Source organism: Bacteroidia bacterium (genome assembly GCA_026932145.1).
Taxonomy (GTDB): Bacteria; Bacteroidota; Bacteroidia; order J057; family JAIXKT01; genus JAIXKT01.
The window spans coordinates 2,916-17,813 of record JAIXKT010000056.1; the positions used below are offsets into that span (position 1 = coordinate 2,916).

The 14,898-nt window shown below is 38.9% G+C and carries 11 protein-coding genes; 4 read left to right on the forward strand and 7 right to left on the reverse strand.

Going from position 1 to position 14,898, the window contains the following annotated elements; genetic code table 11:
* Positions 1-321 precede the first annotated feature (321 nt).
* The 4 genes from selD to truB all read right to left on the reverse strand — a co-directional run bounded on the left by selD (position 322) and on the right by truB (position 4,837).
* Entirely contained in the window at positions 322-1,383 is a 1,062-nt protein-coding gene (gene selD / locus LC115_12980; GenBank protein MCZ2357581.1) for a selenide, water dikinase SelD, read from the reverse strand.
* Positions 1,384-1,460: 77 nt separating this feature from the next.
* Positions 1,461-2,300, reverse strand: coding sequence for an inositol monophosphatase (locus tag LC115_12985; GenBank protein MCZ2357582.1), 840 nt, complete (start codon positions 2,298-2,300; stop codon positions 1,461-1,463).
* A complete protein-coding gene (locus LC115_12990) occupies positions 2,297-3,967 on the reverse strand; it encodes an OmpA family protein (protein ID MCZ2357583.1) in 1,671 nt (556 codons plus the stop codon). Before LC115_12990 ends, LC115_12985 begins: the two co-directional genes overlap by 4 nt.
* A gap of 183 nt (positions 3,968-4,150) precedes the next feature.
* On the reverse strand, positions 4,151-4,837 hold the full coding sequence (gene truB, locus LC115_12995; protein MCZ2357584.1) for a tRNA pseudouridine(55) synthase TruB: 687 nt from the start codon (positions 4,835-4,837) through the stop codon (positions 4,151-4,153).
* Between the two features lie 658 nt (positions 4,838-5,495).
* Here truB and LC115_13000 point away from each other — a divergent pair.
* The gene (locus LC115_13000; GenBank protein MCZ2357585.1) at positions 5,496-6,776 is read left to right on the forward strand and encodes a hypothetical protein; all 1,281 of its coding nucleotides are present in this window, start codon (positions 5,496-5,498) and stop codon (positions 6,774-6,776) included.
* A 53-nt stretch (positions 6,777-6,829) separates the two neighbouring features.
* On the forward strand, positions 6,830-7,744 hold the full coding sequence (locus LC115_13005) for a tyrosine recombinase (protein ID MCZ2357586.1): 915 nt from the start codon (positions 6,830-6,832) through the stop codon (positions 7,742-7,744).
* Between the two features lie 2 nt (positions 7,745-7,746).
* Here LC115_13005 and LC115_13010 read toward each other — a convergent pair whose 3' ends face one another.
* On the reverse strand, positions 7,747-8,223 hold the full coding sequence (locus tag LC115_13010) for a PepSY-like domain-containing protein (GenBank protein MCZ2357587.1): 477 nt from the start codon (positions 8,221-8,223) through the stop codon (positions 7,747-7,749).
* A gap of 303 nt (positions 8,224-8,526) precedes the next feature.
* Between LC115_13010 and LC115_13015 the strand changes: the two genes are divergently transcribed.
* A complete protein-coding gene (locus LC115_13015) occupies positions 8,527-11,352 on the forward strand; it encodes a T9SS type A sorting domain-containing protein (GenBank protein ID MCZ2357588.1) in 2,826 nt (941 codons plus the stop codon).
* A gap of 10 nt (positions 11,353-11,362) precedes the next feature.
* Here LC115_13015 and LC115_13020 read toward each other — a convergent pair whose 3' ends face one another.
* Positions 11,363-12,163, reverse strand: a complete 801-nt coding sequence (locus LC115_13020) for a UDP-2,3-diacylglucosamine diphosphatase (GenBank protein MCZ2357589.1) — start codon at positions 12,161-12,163, stop codon at positions 11,363-11,365.
* Entirely contained in the window at positions 12,160-14,094 is a 1,935-nt protein-coding gene (ftsH, locus tag LC115_13025) for an ATP-dependent zinc metalloprotease FtsH (protein ID MCZ2357590.1), read from the reverse strand. Before ftsH ends, LC115_13020 begins: the two co-directional genes overlap by 4 nt.
* Before the next feature lie 642 nt (positions 14,095-14,736).
* On the opposite strand from ftsH, the gene LC115_13030 reads away from it, so the two are divergent.
* Positions 14,737-14,898, forward strand: a 162-nt coding sequence (locus LC115_13030; GenBank protein MCZ2357591.1) for a transposase, incomplete at its 3' end; no start/stop codon positions are given.

Here is a 14,898-nt window from a genome sequence, read left to right on the forward strand (position 1 = left end):
AAAAAATCAAAATTTATTTTGAACGGGAGAAAATTTGGGCTTTTTTAAAAATTTAGAGGTTATGCAACACGCTCAGTTCGTTGATGATAGCAGTTACTTCAATCGGATCGGTTACGATTGACGCCACATCGTTTGGTATATTTGCGGGAGCACGGCATTTGAAAACCGTCAGCCGAATATATGTACAAAAGTTGATAGTAGTACATATATTCAATTACTTCCGTCAAGGGCAAGTAACCGTTATTTCAACTTCTGGCATTGGCGATAAAGTTACCCTTTATCGCCAAAAATTTCATTCTACTTTCTAAGCCAAAAACCCTTTTATGACCATGGCTGGTTGATGAAAGAAACACTTTCGGAGATATTTTTTTCAGCAAATATTCCAATTGGTTGTAAGCAATTTTGAGGTATTTGAGCATCTGCTGCTGCTTGAAGAACATCTGGCCAGCTACTTGGGTTTAGTGCTATCAACAGTCCGCCGTTAGTTTGGGGGTCGCTGGCTAAGGTAAAGCCCAAAGTGTCTTCTACTTTAACGCGGTTATCAAAAGATTTCCAATTACGATTAGCTAAGCCGGGAGGCTGCTTTTCAGAATAAATATCAAGAAAACCCGGCAGCGTTGGAATATTGGGTACAAATATCTTAGCGATATGCTGGGGAAGTTTGGCTGTCATCTCCAAGAGGTGCCCTCCTAAACCAAATCCAGTGATGTCTGTTATAGCATTTACACCGGAGATATTGGCTGCCAATGCCCCAAAAGAATTGAGTTTGCGCATAGACGAAACTGCTTCTTGGTAAAACTCTTCCGAAAAACTCGGATCTAAGCGTTTCGTTTTGGTTATCAGTCCGGTACCAATTGGCTTTGTTATGAAGAGCCAGTCGCCGGGTTGTGGGGTGTTATTTTGTTTAAAGTTATGTTTACCAACAATGCCGGTTACAGCTAATCCAAAAAAGGGTTCGGCGGAGGCGATGCTGTGCCCGCCGGCTAAGGGAATTTGTGCGCGGTTACAGGTAGCGCTTCCGCCTGCCAATACTTGGCCGGCTTCCGCAATAGGTATTTTATCAACAGGCCAGCCCAATATCGAAACAGCAGAAACGGGCTTCCCGCCCATCGCATAAACATCACTAATCGCATTTGCCGCAGCAATTTCTCCATAGATGAACGCATCATCCACAATAGGCGTGAAAAAATCAACGGTGTTTACTAAATAAATATCTGCACCAATATCAATGATTGCCGCATCATCTCTTCCGTCATATCCTACAATTAATGAATCGTGTTTTGTTTTGGGTAAAGATTCTATTATTTCGCTCAAAACACCGGGGTCTAATTTGCAACTACAACCTAAGTTTGTAGTGGACTGCGTTAAACGGTAATTACTCATCCGAATTGTGTAAAGTTAGATTGTTTTTGCTGAATAAGATTATTCAGCAAAAGTTGTTTTTTTCAGCAGTTGTTTTGTTAAGGTAGTTCATGCTGGGCAACTTCAGCCAATAGTTCTATAAGTTGTGTATGCACTTTTTGGTTAGAAGCTACGATAGATTTTCCCCATAGGGGAAATGTTTTTCCGTCAAAAGTAGATACAAATCCGCCGGCTTCTTGGATAATTAGTATTCCGGCGGCAATATCCCATGGGCTTAGTAGGGCTTCAAAGAAGCAGTCGAAGCGTCCGCAGGCTACATAGGCTAAGTCTAAGGCGGCAGATCCTAAGCGACGAAGCCCGCGAACGGTTTGCATTACGTTGCTGAGCATCTTTAAGTAATCTGCAATATGCTCAAAACGGGTGTACGGAAATCCGGTTGCGATAAGTGAATTTGAAATCGCTGTTTCTGTACTTACGGTTATTTTTTTCCCATTCAGAAAAGCACCCTGTGTAGCTATTGCCGAAAAAAGTTCTGCTCGATTTACTTCATAAATAATTCCCAATACCAATGTTTGTTTGTATTGCAAGGCGAGGCTAATGCAGTATAAAGGCACTCCATGGATAAAGTTTGTAGTGCCGTCCAGTGGGTCAATGATCCAGATAAAGTCGTGATGTAAATTTTTTGAACCTGTTTCTTCATTAACGAATCCGCTATTAGGGATTAGTTGCTGGCAGCAAGAAACAAGTTGTTCTTCGGCAGTTCTATCTACATAGGAAACGAGGTTATTTTTTCCTTTAAATTCGATGCGGTCGCCACTGAATTTTAACCGTTCTTGCCGGATAAATTCACCGGTTTTTTGGATTTGATTGATTAAAATAGTTTGCCATTGCTGAATCTGGTCTAAAAAGTCAGCTGTTAAATTTAGTTGGGTATTCATTTGGCGTTATCGTCAGTAATTTCAAATTCGACTCTGCGGTTTTGGGAGCGTCCTTCTTCGGTGTCATTGGAAGCAACTGGCCGTGTATTACCATAACCAATGTAGCTAAGTTGAGTTTTGGGAACTCCGGCCACTATCAGATAATCAACAATTTTTTTAGCTCTGGCTTCAGAAAGTCGAAGATTATAGTCTGGTGTGCCACCTCTATCGGTATGCCCGGCAATGCGAATTTTTAAATTTGGGTTTTCCTTTAAAAAATCTGCAATTTGGTTTAAGGCGTAATATGATTCTTCCAGTAATTCTGCTGATGCATATTTAAAGTAAACGTTGCGCATCACCAATTTCGCATTTTTTTCAATTTTATTTAGCTTAATACCCACAACAATTTCGTGGTTATAGGTTCCGGTAGGTTTGGGAACGGAGTAGCTGTATGGCAAATAGCCTTCTTTTTTGACTTCAATATTCCATGTATTTGGGGTGATTATTTGGCTGAAAGTGCCTCCTTTTGCTTCTAAGGTACGAAGGGTTATTTGGGCTATGGTGTCTGTTGCTATTAGTTTAATTTCGGCAGAAAGGGGTGCATTTGTTTTGGCATCTGTAACTGTACCTTTTAAGACAATTTCTTCTTTGGGTTTAGTTTGTTGAGGGGGAGGGGGATATTTGTAGGTGATGGTTATTTTTCTGATAGCATGGTTTTTAAAGTCGCATACGAAGCTGGCATCTTTTCCGTTGTGGCATATTTCAACGGGGTCATAGAATTGGGCATCTTCGCCGTGCCCATTTACGAGTCCGACAGAGCCGGTACCGGCTAAACGCCAAAGTACTTTTCGGTTCAAATCAACTTGAACGATGGTGTTGCTGCCGCCGTCAGCGATGAATAAGTTTCCCTTTGAGTCTGTGCAGATTCCGCCGGCAAAGTTTGAAGCGGAGTTCGCAAAGTTCAGTTGTTTTACTTTTCCGGTACTATCTCTGTAGCCGGTAAGTTTGCTATTCAGAATTGTGGTGGTTTTTCCGCTTGTAGTTAGCATACGGATACATCGGTTTCTGCTATCAACTAAGTAGATGTAGTCATTTGCGTCAATACAGATTCCGAGTGGGTCGTTAAATTGTGCGCTGCTTCCTTGTCCGTCTGCGTAGCCCGGGAGGCCATTTCCGGCAATGGTTGTTACTTTTCCTTCTGGTGTAATTTTTCGGATGGCGTTGTTTCCCATATCCATCACATATAGGTTTCTGGCTTTATCAATACAGAGGCCAATCGGGTATCTGAATCGGGCTTCTTGTGTTTCTCCATTTTGAAATCCTTCCAGTGGAACTCCGGCAAATACACTTACGATTCCGTCCGGAGTGATTTTTCGGATGCAATGGTTGTTATAATCAGCTACAAAGACATTACCGAATTTATCTACGGCAAGGCCCTTGGGGCCATTAAATTGGGCAAATTTTCCCAATCCATTTTTAAAGCCGGCTATTCCGTTTCCCGCAAGAGTTGTAACGGTTCCATTTGTGGTGATTTTTCGGACGGCGTTGTTGTTATCATCAGAAAAATAGATATTTCCGTTACCGTCCATAGCGATACCATTAGGTCCGTTAAGGCGGGCAGAAGTCCCTAAGCCATCTACAAAACCAGATCCATTTCCGCCGGCAAACGTAGAAACTTCTGAAACCATTTGTTGGGAATAGCTCCAGTAGCTAACCCTTAGCAAAAAGCACACAATAAAAAAATACCTAAGCCACATAGTTAGCACAAAAATACAAGATTAACTTTTCAAAAAATATACCAATCTATGAGTAAATTTCTTTTGTAATCAAATTTAATACATTAATGGATTAAAGGCATAAAACTTTTGCTTTTACATATCTGCCGAATCTTTCCAGTAGTCTATCCATTGTTTTACGGTATAGGCATCTTTTATGTCAAAATCCCCTATGTGAGTTCTGCGTAAGGAACTTAAATAAGCCGGAACACCTAAGATTTCACCGATGTCTCGTGCTAATGACCGAATATAGGTTCCAGAACTGCATTTAACATAAAGTTCTGCACTTTGAAGCCCAGTAGAAAGAATCCTCAATTCATAAATAGTTACTTTTCTGGTAGGCATAATCACTTCATTACCAACTCTTGCCAAATGATAGGCACGTTTTCCCTGAATATGTATGGCGGAAAATATCGGCGGAACTTGGTCAATTTCTCCTCTAAATTTTAATAGATTGCTTTCTAATTGATTGGTATCCAGAATATAATCCGGTATAATTTGTTCTTCTGGAAATTCTGCGTCTAAGGAGGGAGTTGTTGCGCCAAAGCGTACATTGGCTATGTAGGTTTTGGATTGCCCCATAAAATGGGAAATTTCCTTAGTTTTCTTACCCGTTGCAACTAAGAGCAAGCCACTTGCCAGCGGATCTAAGGTTCCGGCATGGCCTACTTTCTTGATTTTTAGTGTATTGCGTATCTTAGCTACTACATCAAAAGATGTCCAATGAAGCTCTTTATCAATCAGTAACCAACTGCTTTCTTTTGCCTCTAAAGCAGAAATCATTGTGAATTTGGGTAAAATAATGAGTTTTAATGTAAATAAAATCTCCAGCGAAATTAGGTACTTATTTTTTAGCAAAAAACACAATATCATGCAAACCAAAAGACTAACATGATTTCGGTATTTTTACTTAGTAATGATGATTAAAATTAAAAGCAAAATACAGCTGACAGAGATTATGAATAAAAAGTTTATATGAAATCAACTATCTGATTTTCAATGATATTTTTTAGCAGTTTTCCCAGAAAAATTCTTCTGTTCATTAGGTGGGTTCTAAAAATAAAAAAACTAATTCTTAGAACCCACCTAATATCTTTGTTCTCATAAAACCTTAACTTATATAAAGTCTAATTTTTAATTAGAAGCAATCTTCGGTTTCAGATTGAGTTTCTGTATCGGGCTGCTAAACAGCACTTAGGTCTTAGCCACTGTGAAGTAAGACGTAAAGAAAAGTTCCATTTCCATATCAACACTTCACTCACGAGCATCAGCTTAATAGCCGCTTAAATCTTTATCAAAGTATTGGTAGCGTGAACACAAGGCTAACAAAATCATACAAATCATTAATAATAAATTAATTACATAATTTTATATTGTTTAAAATTTTTTCTAAGTTTGTATAGGATAATAATTGTTTAGGGAACGTTAATTAAGTAAAGCGATGGCGAAACAGACAAAAGTATTTAAGCAGGAGTTGGGGGATTTTAAAAACGTTAAGCCGGTACTTACCCCACTTCATTGTTTTTCTTGCGGCACTCCGGTTGTTTTATCAGAAAATAAGGTTGCTATTTGCACTTCTTGCGGGAACGAGAATCCGATACCAGATGAATACCGTGAGTTAGTTGCCAGTAAAAAGAAACATGAACAAGGTTTGGAGCAAGCTAAGGCTTTGTTAGAAAAAGTCAGTGAACCTCCCAATCCTTTGTTTTTGCTGTGGTACAATGTATCTGAAATTGTTTTTGGTACGTTGGGAATAATTTTGATGATTGCGCTCTATATCAGCGGGGCGGCATTTTTTATTGCCTTGTTTATGGTTTATTTTATCTACTATACCATTGCACCTTATATCCATATCAATTTAATTGATGTTTATGGGCCGGGAAATGTTTACGCACTAACTTTTGTTGCATTATCGGTTTTTTTGATTTTTCCCTTAGTGTTAAATGCTTATGTTGAAGATTTTGTGGATCTTAAAAAGACGTTACAGGCGAGTCTTTCGGCTCATTTTCCGGATTCCGGTAAAAATGATGCGAAGTGCCGTTGTTGTGGTGCCTCTTTAGAATTATCGCCGGGGGCAGTTTGCGCTGTCTGTTCCTATTGCCAAGCAGAAAATATCCTTACCTTGCCTGAAAAGTGGCGCAAAAAATTAACAGGCTTTGCAAATTGGCATTTTAAAACAATCCAAGAAGTATTTGAAACAGAAAGTAGATTTAGAAAAGAAATAAAAGAAAATCTACGATTTTGGTTTTATGCAACTATAATTGCCGGCGGCTTTTTCTGGCTTTTTGGCTACTTTGTTTCTTGGGTAGATAACAACCCAGTTTCCATTCCTTCATGGAATAGCGTTTCCAAAAATCCCAGAGAAATGGTTGTAACCAAAGATTACGAGAGTGAAGGTTTCCCCTCTATTCCATACAATACGATAGTTAAATCGAATGGATTATCAACAAACTATTGGTTAGCAATGGATTATAATGAAACATTTTTCTTTAAATCTTGGGGCTTCCCGAATGATGTAGCTGTTTTTGTATTTGCGACTACCACCTTTGATGAGCATAAATTATCCAAGGAGCTACATTGGAAATCAATGCCGGATTCTTCTTGGCAGATAAGCTGGAAAGCTCCCTACAAAGGACTGTTTAATATTTATACTAAAACCTATGGCAAAGTTGAACATCCGTTTACGATGAAATGGTGGATAGAAAATACTGATAATAAATGATTTATATTAAGGATTATAGATAATAACCGGATTGTAAATTAGTCGCAGTTTTTATGGAAGCGATGATGATTTCTTGGGAAGATGCAATAGCTTTATTTTCAGATTATTTGGTGGTAGAGCGGCAGTTATCTATACATACTCAAACTGGCTATACAAATGATATAACTACTTTTGCGGAAATTCAGGATAAACAAAATATATCCAATCCTTTGTTGGTTAGTTATGAAAATTTATTATTTTGGTTGGAAGAATTAACCCAAATACGTAAATATTCGACATTTTCAGTAGCTCGAGCTACCGCTGCTGTTCGGGCATTTTATCGTTTTTTGCTGTTAGACAACCCAGAAATTATCAATCCAGCAGAATTATTGGAAAGCCCTAAACTTCCGGTACATTTGCCTACACTACTTTCTGTTGATGAAATTGATAAGATGCTGGCTACTTTTGACTCAGAAACGCCATTAGGGCTTAGAAACCGAGCCATAATTGAGCTGTTGTATGCCTGCGGATTACGTGTTTCAGAACTAACAAATTTATCAATACAAAATTTTTATGCTTCTGAAAGATGGATTCGGGTTTTGGGAAAAGGAAACAAAGAGCGTTTTGTGCCGGTAGGAGAAAGTGCTTGTAGCTTTGTACAGAATTATTTAAACGAAGTTCGGTTAAATCAGGAAGCTAAGCGTGGATATGAAGGTATTTTGTTTTTGAATAGACGAGGGAAGCAACTCACCCGAAATATGGTCTTTATCATTGTGCAGCAGGCTGCTGAGCAAGCCGGCATTCATAAATCCGTTGGCCCCCATACATTAAGACATTCCTTTGCTACGCACTTAATTGAAGGCGGAGCAGACCTTCGAGTAATTCAGCAATTACTTGGGCATGAATCAATTACAACGACAGAGATTTATTTGCACTTAGACCAAAGTTATCTTCAAGAAGTTATTAGAAGTTTTCATCCAAGACCGTAACATTATTCTGCCTCATCTTTTTTGGTTTTTTTCCCGATGATAGTACCATCCTTTTTGATTCTGAGGATAAGTAGTTCATCAGAAAGTTCGCTTTCAGCGCGTTCCATCTCGATTTCGTAGTGGGTAACGCCCTTAGGGGAAGTTATTAAGGTCGCATCATTGAATTCATATTTAGGGATAAACTTTAGCTGTAATACCCGCTTAATGGGTGGTGGTAAATCTTGTTCAAAAATCTCCTGTTTGGTTTCGTACCATTCTCCGGTTTCTTTGTAGTAAACATAAATTACTCGTCTATCATCATAAAATTCAGCTTTGAAATAACCATTACTTGTTTGTTTCCAAACGGGATTTGGATTTGAAGGGTGTAAGTGCCTGTGCGCTCTTACAACCGTATCTGGTACAATAACCTGAGCGATTGTGGTAGTTACTGTAATTATCCAAAAGCATAATAAACATAAAAAGGTAGTTGATTTTATCATGATTGATTTATTATCAGAGATATACAGATTTATTTTTGGCATTTATCGGTGTTATTTAGGGTACTATGAACTTGATTTTAAGCTGAAAAAGAATTTAACTGTTGCGGCAAAAGTACATAAAACCAAATATCGCTGCTACTAATTGGCCGTTAAGAGTAATTTTAAATACCGATAAATGTACCTTAATACTATTCATATTAATTTTTTTTCGTTTCAAAAGATAAAAATTTCATATCGGTATAAAATCTTCAGTATTGTGATTGTGTTCACGTAGGTTTGTATAATTAAAAATATATTAGACTTATGAAAGTTAATGCTGTTTTTTTATGGATTTTAGGTTGTTGTTTGCTACCAACCTTACTCATGGCTCAGGTTACTTATACGCTAAATGGTCGCGTATCTGATGCAAATAATTCTGGTTTAGCTAATTATCCGGTTTATGTTCGGTTGTTGGGATTTAGCGGTAGTCCACAAACTATTTATACCAATCAGGGAGGATATTATAGTCATTCGGTTACTTGGACCTCGCCCAATAATGCCTACATAGAAGTATCTGCCAGAACTTGTACGTCTATTACGGGAGCACCTAATATTGATACGGTTATATTTACGCCTAATCAGCTAACGGTAACGAGAAATTTTCAGGTAGGCTGCCAAGGCACGTGCAATGCGGGTTTTCAATACCAACCTGCGGGAAATGGTGTGTTCCGAATGATAGGCTTTGCCAATACGGCGGATTCTGCTGACCAAGTTATATCCTGGCGCTGGATGTATGCAGGAACTATTATTGATACTACCCAAAATCCCTTACTTCAATTAGGAAATTCTTCAGGAGTTGTTTGTTTACAAATAGGAACACAATGGGGATGCAGTGCTACGTTCTGTGATACTGTGAGAGGCGGCAGCCAATGTAATGCTACATTTTCTTATACTTCAACCCAACCCAATACACTTCACGCTTTGGGTTCTGCCCAAACGGCCCCCAATGACCCGGTAGCTTCTTGGTTCTGGTCAATTGACAGTATAGCCGCAGGTACTACCCAAAACTTAAACCTTACCAATCTGCCCGCAGGCCCCCATGTCGTTAGCTTAACAATCACAACCATAACCGGCTGCAGTAGCACTACTACCACTACCGTAGTAGTTAGTGGCGGATCCAGCAATAGCTGTTCTGTTCAGATTTCCGGTAATGCCACTACAAACGCTCACCTGTGGGTTTTTCAAGCTAACCCACAGACAGCAGCCGGAGATTCTATTACATCCATCAGATGGCAGTTGAATAATTCTCCTTCTTTTGTTACCTATCAAGGCAACCCTATAACCATGCAACTCCAAAGTGGCTGGAACCGAGTATGTGTAGTCATGACTACGGCAAGCAACTGCACGGCTTCAGCTTGCGATAGTTTCTATGTGCAGCCAAATAATGTAAATTGTTCCGTATCATATACATACACAGTCCAAAATGCTTCAACAGGAAATACAATTTTATTTACGCCGAATTTTTCCGGTATAAACTCATCTACTGTTGTGCCCAGCTATATTTGGACTTTTGGCAATGGCCAAACCTCTACTGCGTCTAATCCTATCATGACGTTTATGCCGGGCGTTTATCATGTTTGTGTAGAGGCTTTTATTTCGGGGACTTCTTGCAGAGCTGTATATTGTGATACATTGGTTATTAATGCAAACCCGGCGACCTGCCAAGTGGCTATTTCTGCCAATGCAGTTCCCAATACCAGTACAAATACCTATACCGTAAATGCAACTGCAACCGGCTCATCTACACCCGGAACCGGAGTACAATACACTTGGAGAATAGGAAGCCGTTACCTATCAGGTGGAGCTTCAATTTCGGTACCAAATGTTCCTCCCGGAACCTACCCAATATGTGTAACTGCTTATTTCTCAAATAACTGCATTGCTTCTGCTTGCGATACTATTGTAGTGGGCACTACATCGGCTTGTTCTGTTTCTTTTACAGTAGTACCTAACCCAACTGCTTCAAGCACTTATCGTTTGGTAGCACACAGCTCTCGCCCGAATGCTCAATATGTCTGGACAATGAATAACAATATAGTTACAAATCCAAATTTAGTTACAATTGCTCCGGGTACTACTGTTCAAATCTGTGTTACAGCTTCATTTTCAGGAGGATGTGCCGCAGTAACTTCTTGTGGGTCATTCACTGCTCCGGTAAATACCAATAGCTCACATACAATTTCTGGAATTGTGGTTGCACAAAATACATTACTCAGCAGCACAAGTGCAAGAGTTTGGCTTATTAAGTTGGGCGTTATCAACGGAGTTTGGACACTTACGGCTATGGATTCCACATTAACCGACAGTGCCGGAAGATATACCTTTAACAACGTTCTCAGTGGAGATTATTTTGTAAAAGCTGCTTTAATGCCCGGCACCCCATACTATGCTGATTTTATCCCAACATATTACGGGCAATCTCTGTATTGGGTACAGGCTACTAACATTGTAGTCCCGGGGGCTAATCAGAATCGTCATATTTATATGATTCGCGGAAATAACCCGGGTGGATCTGGATTTATAGGAGGTTCGGTCGCACAAGGAGCTAACAAAACCCAAAATCTCGGAGACCCAATGCCTAACATCTTAGTTATCTTGCTAGATGGCAATAACAACGCCGTTGATTATACCTACACCGATGCTAATGGCAACTTTGGATTCTATAGCTTAGATCCTACAAAGCAATATCGAGTTACAACGGATGTAGAAAATCGCGCAGATGAAAATAATCCAATGGTTTATCCAAATGTCGCTAACCAAACCGTAATCATCACTGTTGATACACGGGTAGTTAGCTTTACAGTTCAAACCACAACCGCTTTATCCGAAAATATAACAACACGCTTTAGCGCATTCCCAAATCCGGTTTCTGATAAATTAACACTCAAGTTTTCAGAACAAACTAACGAAGAAATACAACTCACTTGGTTAAATGTAATGGGGCAAGTAGTTAAAAATGAAACTATTACTACAACCAATAATGCACCGGTTCAAGTTAATCTTACGGATATGCCGCAAGGTGTCTATTTGCTGAAACTTACCACCAAAACAGGGAATAATTTAGGTGCTATAAAAATGATAAAACAATAAGTAGCTGATTTTATGAATCTGCGGGGTCTTTGGATAAAATAATATCCGAAGACCCCGCTTCATATTTAAATAAAATTCGAGATTCATTAGTGATTTGCAGATAGGAAAAATGATTTATCCAATCTCCCAAAATCACCATGCTGTATTTTTCAGAAAAACGAACAATCTTAGGGAAATGACGATGCCCAAATACAAAACAATCTATAGGATAGGTTTCCTGTATTTTTTTTTGCACATATTGATACAGCATTTCTTTTTCTCCGTAATCTATGGAGTCCGCAATTTGATGTGCTTTACGGCTTTTTTGGGAAAAGTAATTAGCAATCCCGATTCCCCAATCTGGATGTATTAGACTTCGGAATAAAAACTGCAATAGTGGGTTTTGGAAACCTTTTTTCATTAGCTTAAACCCAGTATCACCGGGGCCAAGTCCGTCTCCATGAGCAACTAAGTATTTGCGGCTAAACCAAGTATATTGCTGTGGTGTATGAAACACAGGGACTCCCAGTTCCTGTGGAAAATAATCCCGTAACCATAAATCATGATTTCCAGAGAAAATTTGAACATCTATTCCCGAATCACGTAATCTCGCAAGGGTTCCTAATAGACGCACATAGTTTTTGGGAACTACGTGGCGGTATTCAAACCAGAAGTCAAAGATGTCTCCTAACAGTAAAATAGACTCTGCAAAAGGAGCAATACGCTCCAACCATGCTACTATTTTTTTTTCCCGTAAACGACTTGCCTCAGCATTAGGAACCCCTAAATGAAAATCTGAGGCAATAAAGATACTATTTGGTTTGGGTATCAAACCAGCACTTCTTTTGGGTTAGGAATATCAAATGGACGGGGACCTATCAGACGTTCTAAGTCCGTTTGAAACAGCACTTCTTTTTCTAACAGTTCTTGTGCTACAGCTTCTAATTGAGCGCGTTTTTCTTGTAACATCCGAATAACTCGTGTGTAACCCTCATTGATTAATTTACGGACTTCCTCGTCAATAGTACGGGATGTCTCTTCAGAATAAGGTTTTACGAACGAATATTCATTTTGAGGGTCATTAAAAGAGATGTTGCCTATTTTGGGATTCATTCCGTAGATTGTAACCATAGCATAAGATAGCTTAGTGATGCGCTCTAAGTCATTTTGGGCACCGGTTGAAATTTTATTAAACACAATTTCTTCGGCTGCTCTACCTCCCAGAGCCATACAGATACTATCAAAAAGTTGTTCGTAGGTATAAAGATATTGTTCTTTGGGAAGGTATTGGGCGTAGCCAAGCGCTGCGATGCCTCGTGGAACGATGGTTACTTTTACTAAGGGGTCGGCGTGCTCTAAATACCAACCGGTTATGGCGTGGCCGGCTTCATGATAGGCAACGATTTGTTTTTCTTCGGGAGAAATTATCTTGCTTTTCTTTTCGAGGCCTCCAATAACGCGGTCTATGGCATCTTGGAAGTCATCCATACCAACGGCATTTTTGTTTTTTCGGGCAGCAATTAGAGCCGCTTCATTACAAACGTTCATAATATCTGCACCGACAAATCCGGGTGTCTGGGAGGCTAATTTTTTTACGTCTATATCTTGGGCTTTCGTAATTTGGGCAAGATGTACCATAAAAATCTGCTCACGTCCTTTGATGTCCGGCCTATCTACGGCGATTTGTCTGTCAAAGCGGCCGGGGCGTAATAAGGCGTTGTCTAAGACATCAGGGCGGTTAGTTGCGGCCATCAAAATCACACCGGAATCAGTGTTAAAACCGTCCATTTCTACCAAGAGCTGATTTAAGGTGTTTTCGCGCTCATCATTTCCACCGGTAATGTTATTCTTCCCCCGGCTGCGTCCTACGGCATCAATTTCATCAATAAAAATGATACAAGGAGCTTTTTCTTTGGCTTGTTTGAATAAGTCCCGTACTCGAGCTGCTCCAACGCCTACAAACATCTCTACGAAATCTGAGCCGCTTAGGCTGAAAAAAGGAACCTGCGCCTCGCCGGCTACAGCTTTGGCTAATAAGGTTTTACCAGTTCCCGGAGGGCCTACCAATAAAACTCCTTTGGGAATATGACCGCCTAAGCGGGTAAATCTGGTTGGGTTCTTCAAGAACTCAACCACTTCAATAACTTCTTCTTTTGCTTCTTCTAAACCGGCTACATCGCTGAATGTAACCCGTACTTTATTTTCTTTGTCAAACAAAGATGCCTTGCTTTTGCTGATATTAAATATTTGGGAGCCGCCGGAACCCATCCTGCGCATAAAGAAAACCCATATCATTATCAAAACCCCCACTAAAAGCATAAATTGGATAATTGGCCCTAAGTAATCCGTCCGCTCAACTACTTCATAATTAACACGATTTTCCCGTAAATATTTTTCAAAATCGCCTCCAGATACTACTTTGAACGTAAAGGTGGGATAGTTTGTTGCAAAAAAACCGGGCTTTGCTATCTTTTTAAACTCCTCCATCTCTAAGGCTTCTTTGGTCAAAAAAACCTCTACATTTTTATCATTTACGATATTTACTTTACCAACCAACTTCTGCGGTACCAGTTTTTCACTAAAATAGGAAAAGGTTATTTCATCATTACTTTTTCTATCCGGTAAGAAAAGAAATGAGAACAAAATAAAGAGGATTATTAGTCCGTATATCCAGTATAAATTTCCCGGAGAACGCCCTCCGCCTCCTAAGTTACCATTTCCGGAATCTGATTTTTTTTTCTTGCTGAATGGATTGTCAGACATACATTAGTTCATTTTTGTGCGTAATCCTAATAACTTAAAGAATTACAAAAAGTTCGCTAAATTAACATTTTTTGTATAGATATACAACCTAAGAAACTTAATTGACTAAAATTCAACCAATAATAAAGCCATAAAATTGTTTCAAGATCAATAGCGCCCTAAATATTTTTAAAAAGGGAGGTCTAATTTTTCCCAAATTTTGTAAATTTGGGTTTGACAAAAAAAAACACCTCTCATGGCAAATATAACTCTGTTTTCTCAAATTATTCAAAAACTTGACCGATTATCTTTCGGTGGGTTCTAAAAATTAGTTTTTTTCAGAGACAAATCAGAACTTGCTTAATCAATATGGAAAATATTTTTGAGAATTATCAGAAAATCATAGCAAATGCCAAGCAAGATAAAGATGCTATGAAAAAAAAGCATTAGAAAATCCCAAACAATTTTTAAAGGAAATGGGAATTGACCCCAAGAATATTGACTTAGAGCAGTTGAAGAAGACTGGTGCTGATTTGACTGAATTAGTAAAGTCTTTAGAAAAAATATTTAATGGTGTGTCACATAATCTAAACTATTGTTATTCAAGCGATTATATGTATATTTGCGTATAATTTAACACGAAAATAATATGACATCACAAGAATAAGAGTAGAACACGTATTTGGCTTTATGGAACAAAGTATGAACGGGCTTGCGGTTAAATCTGTAGGAATAGCAAGAACAACAGGTATAATCGGACTTATCAACCTTACCTACAACTTATTCAGGCTTGAACAAGTTCAAAGATTAAATTTATTTACATCG

Excerpts from the sequence above, each read along its gene's own strand:
- selD (MCZ2357581.1), bottom strand. The coding sequence starts at position 1,383 with ATGAGTAATTACCGTTTAACGCAGTCCACTACAAACTTAGGTTGTAGT.
- LC115_12985 (MCZ2357582.1), bottom strand. The coding sequence starts at position 2,300 with ATGAATACCCAACTAAATTTAACAGCTGACTTTTTAGACCAGATTCAG.
- LC115_12990 (MCZ2357583.1), bottom strand. The coding sequence starts at position 3,967 with ATGGTTTCAGAAGTTTCTACGTTTGCCGGCGGAAATGGATCTGGTTTT.
- truB (MCZ2357584.1), bottom strand. The coding sequence starts at position 4,837 with ATGATTTCTGCTTTAGAGGCAAAAGAAAGCAGTTGGTTACTGATTGAT.
- LC115_13000 (MCZ2357585.1), top strand. The coding sequence starts at position 5,496 with ATGGCGAAACAGACAAAAGTATTTAAGCAGGAGTTGGGGGATTTTAAA.
- LC115_13005 (MCZ2357586.1), top strand. The coding sequence starts at position 6,830 with ATGGAAGCGATGATGATTTCTTGGGAAGATGCAATAGCTTTATTTTCA.
- LC115_13010 (MCZ2357587.1), bottom strand. The coding sequence starts at position 8,223 with ATGATAAAATCAACTACCTTTTTATGTTTATTATGCTTTTGGATAATT.
- LC115_13015 (MCZ2357588.1), top strand. The coding sequence starts at position 8,527 with ATGAAAGTTAATGCTGTTTTTTTATGGATTTTAGGTTGTTGTTTGCTA.
- ftsH (MCZ2357590.1), bottom strand. The coding sequence starts at position 14,094 with ATGTCTGACAATCCATTCAGCAAGAAAAAAAAATCAGATTCCGGAAAT.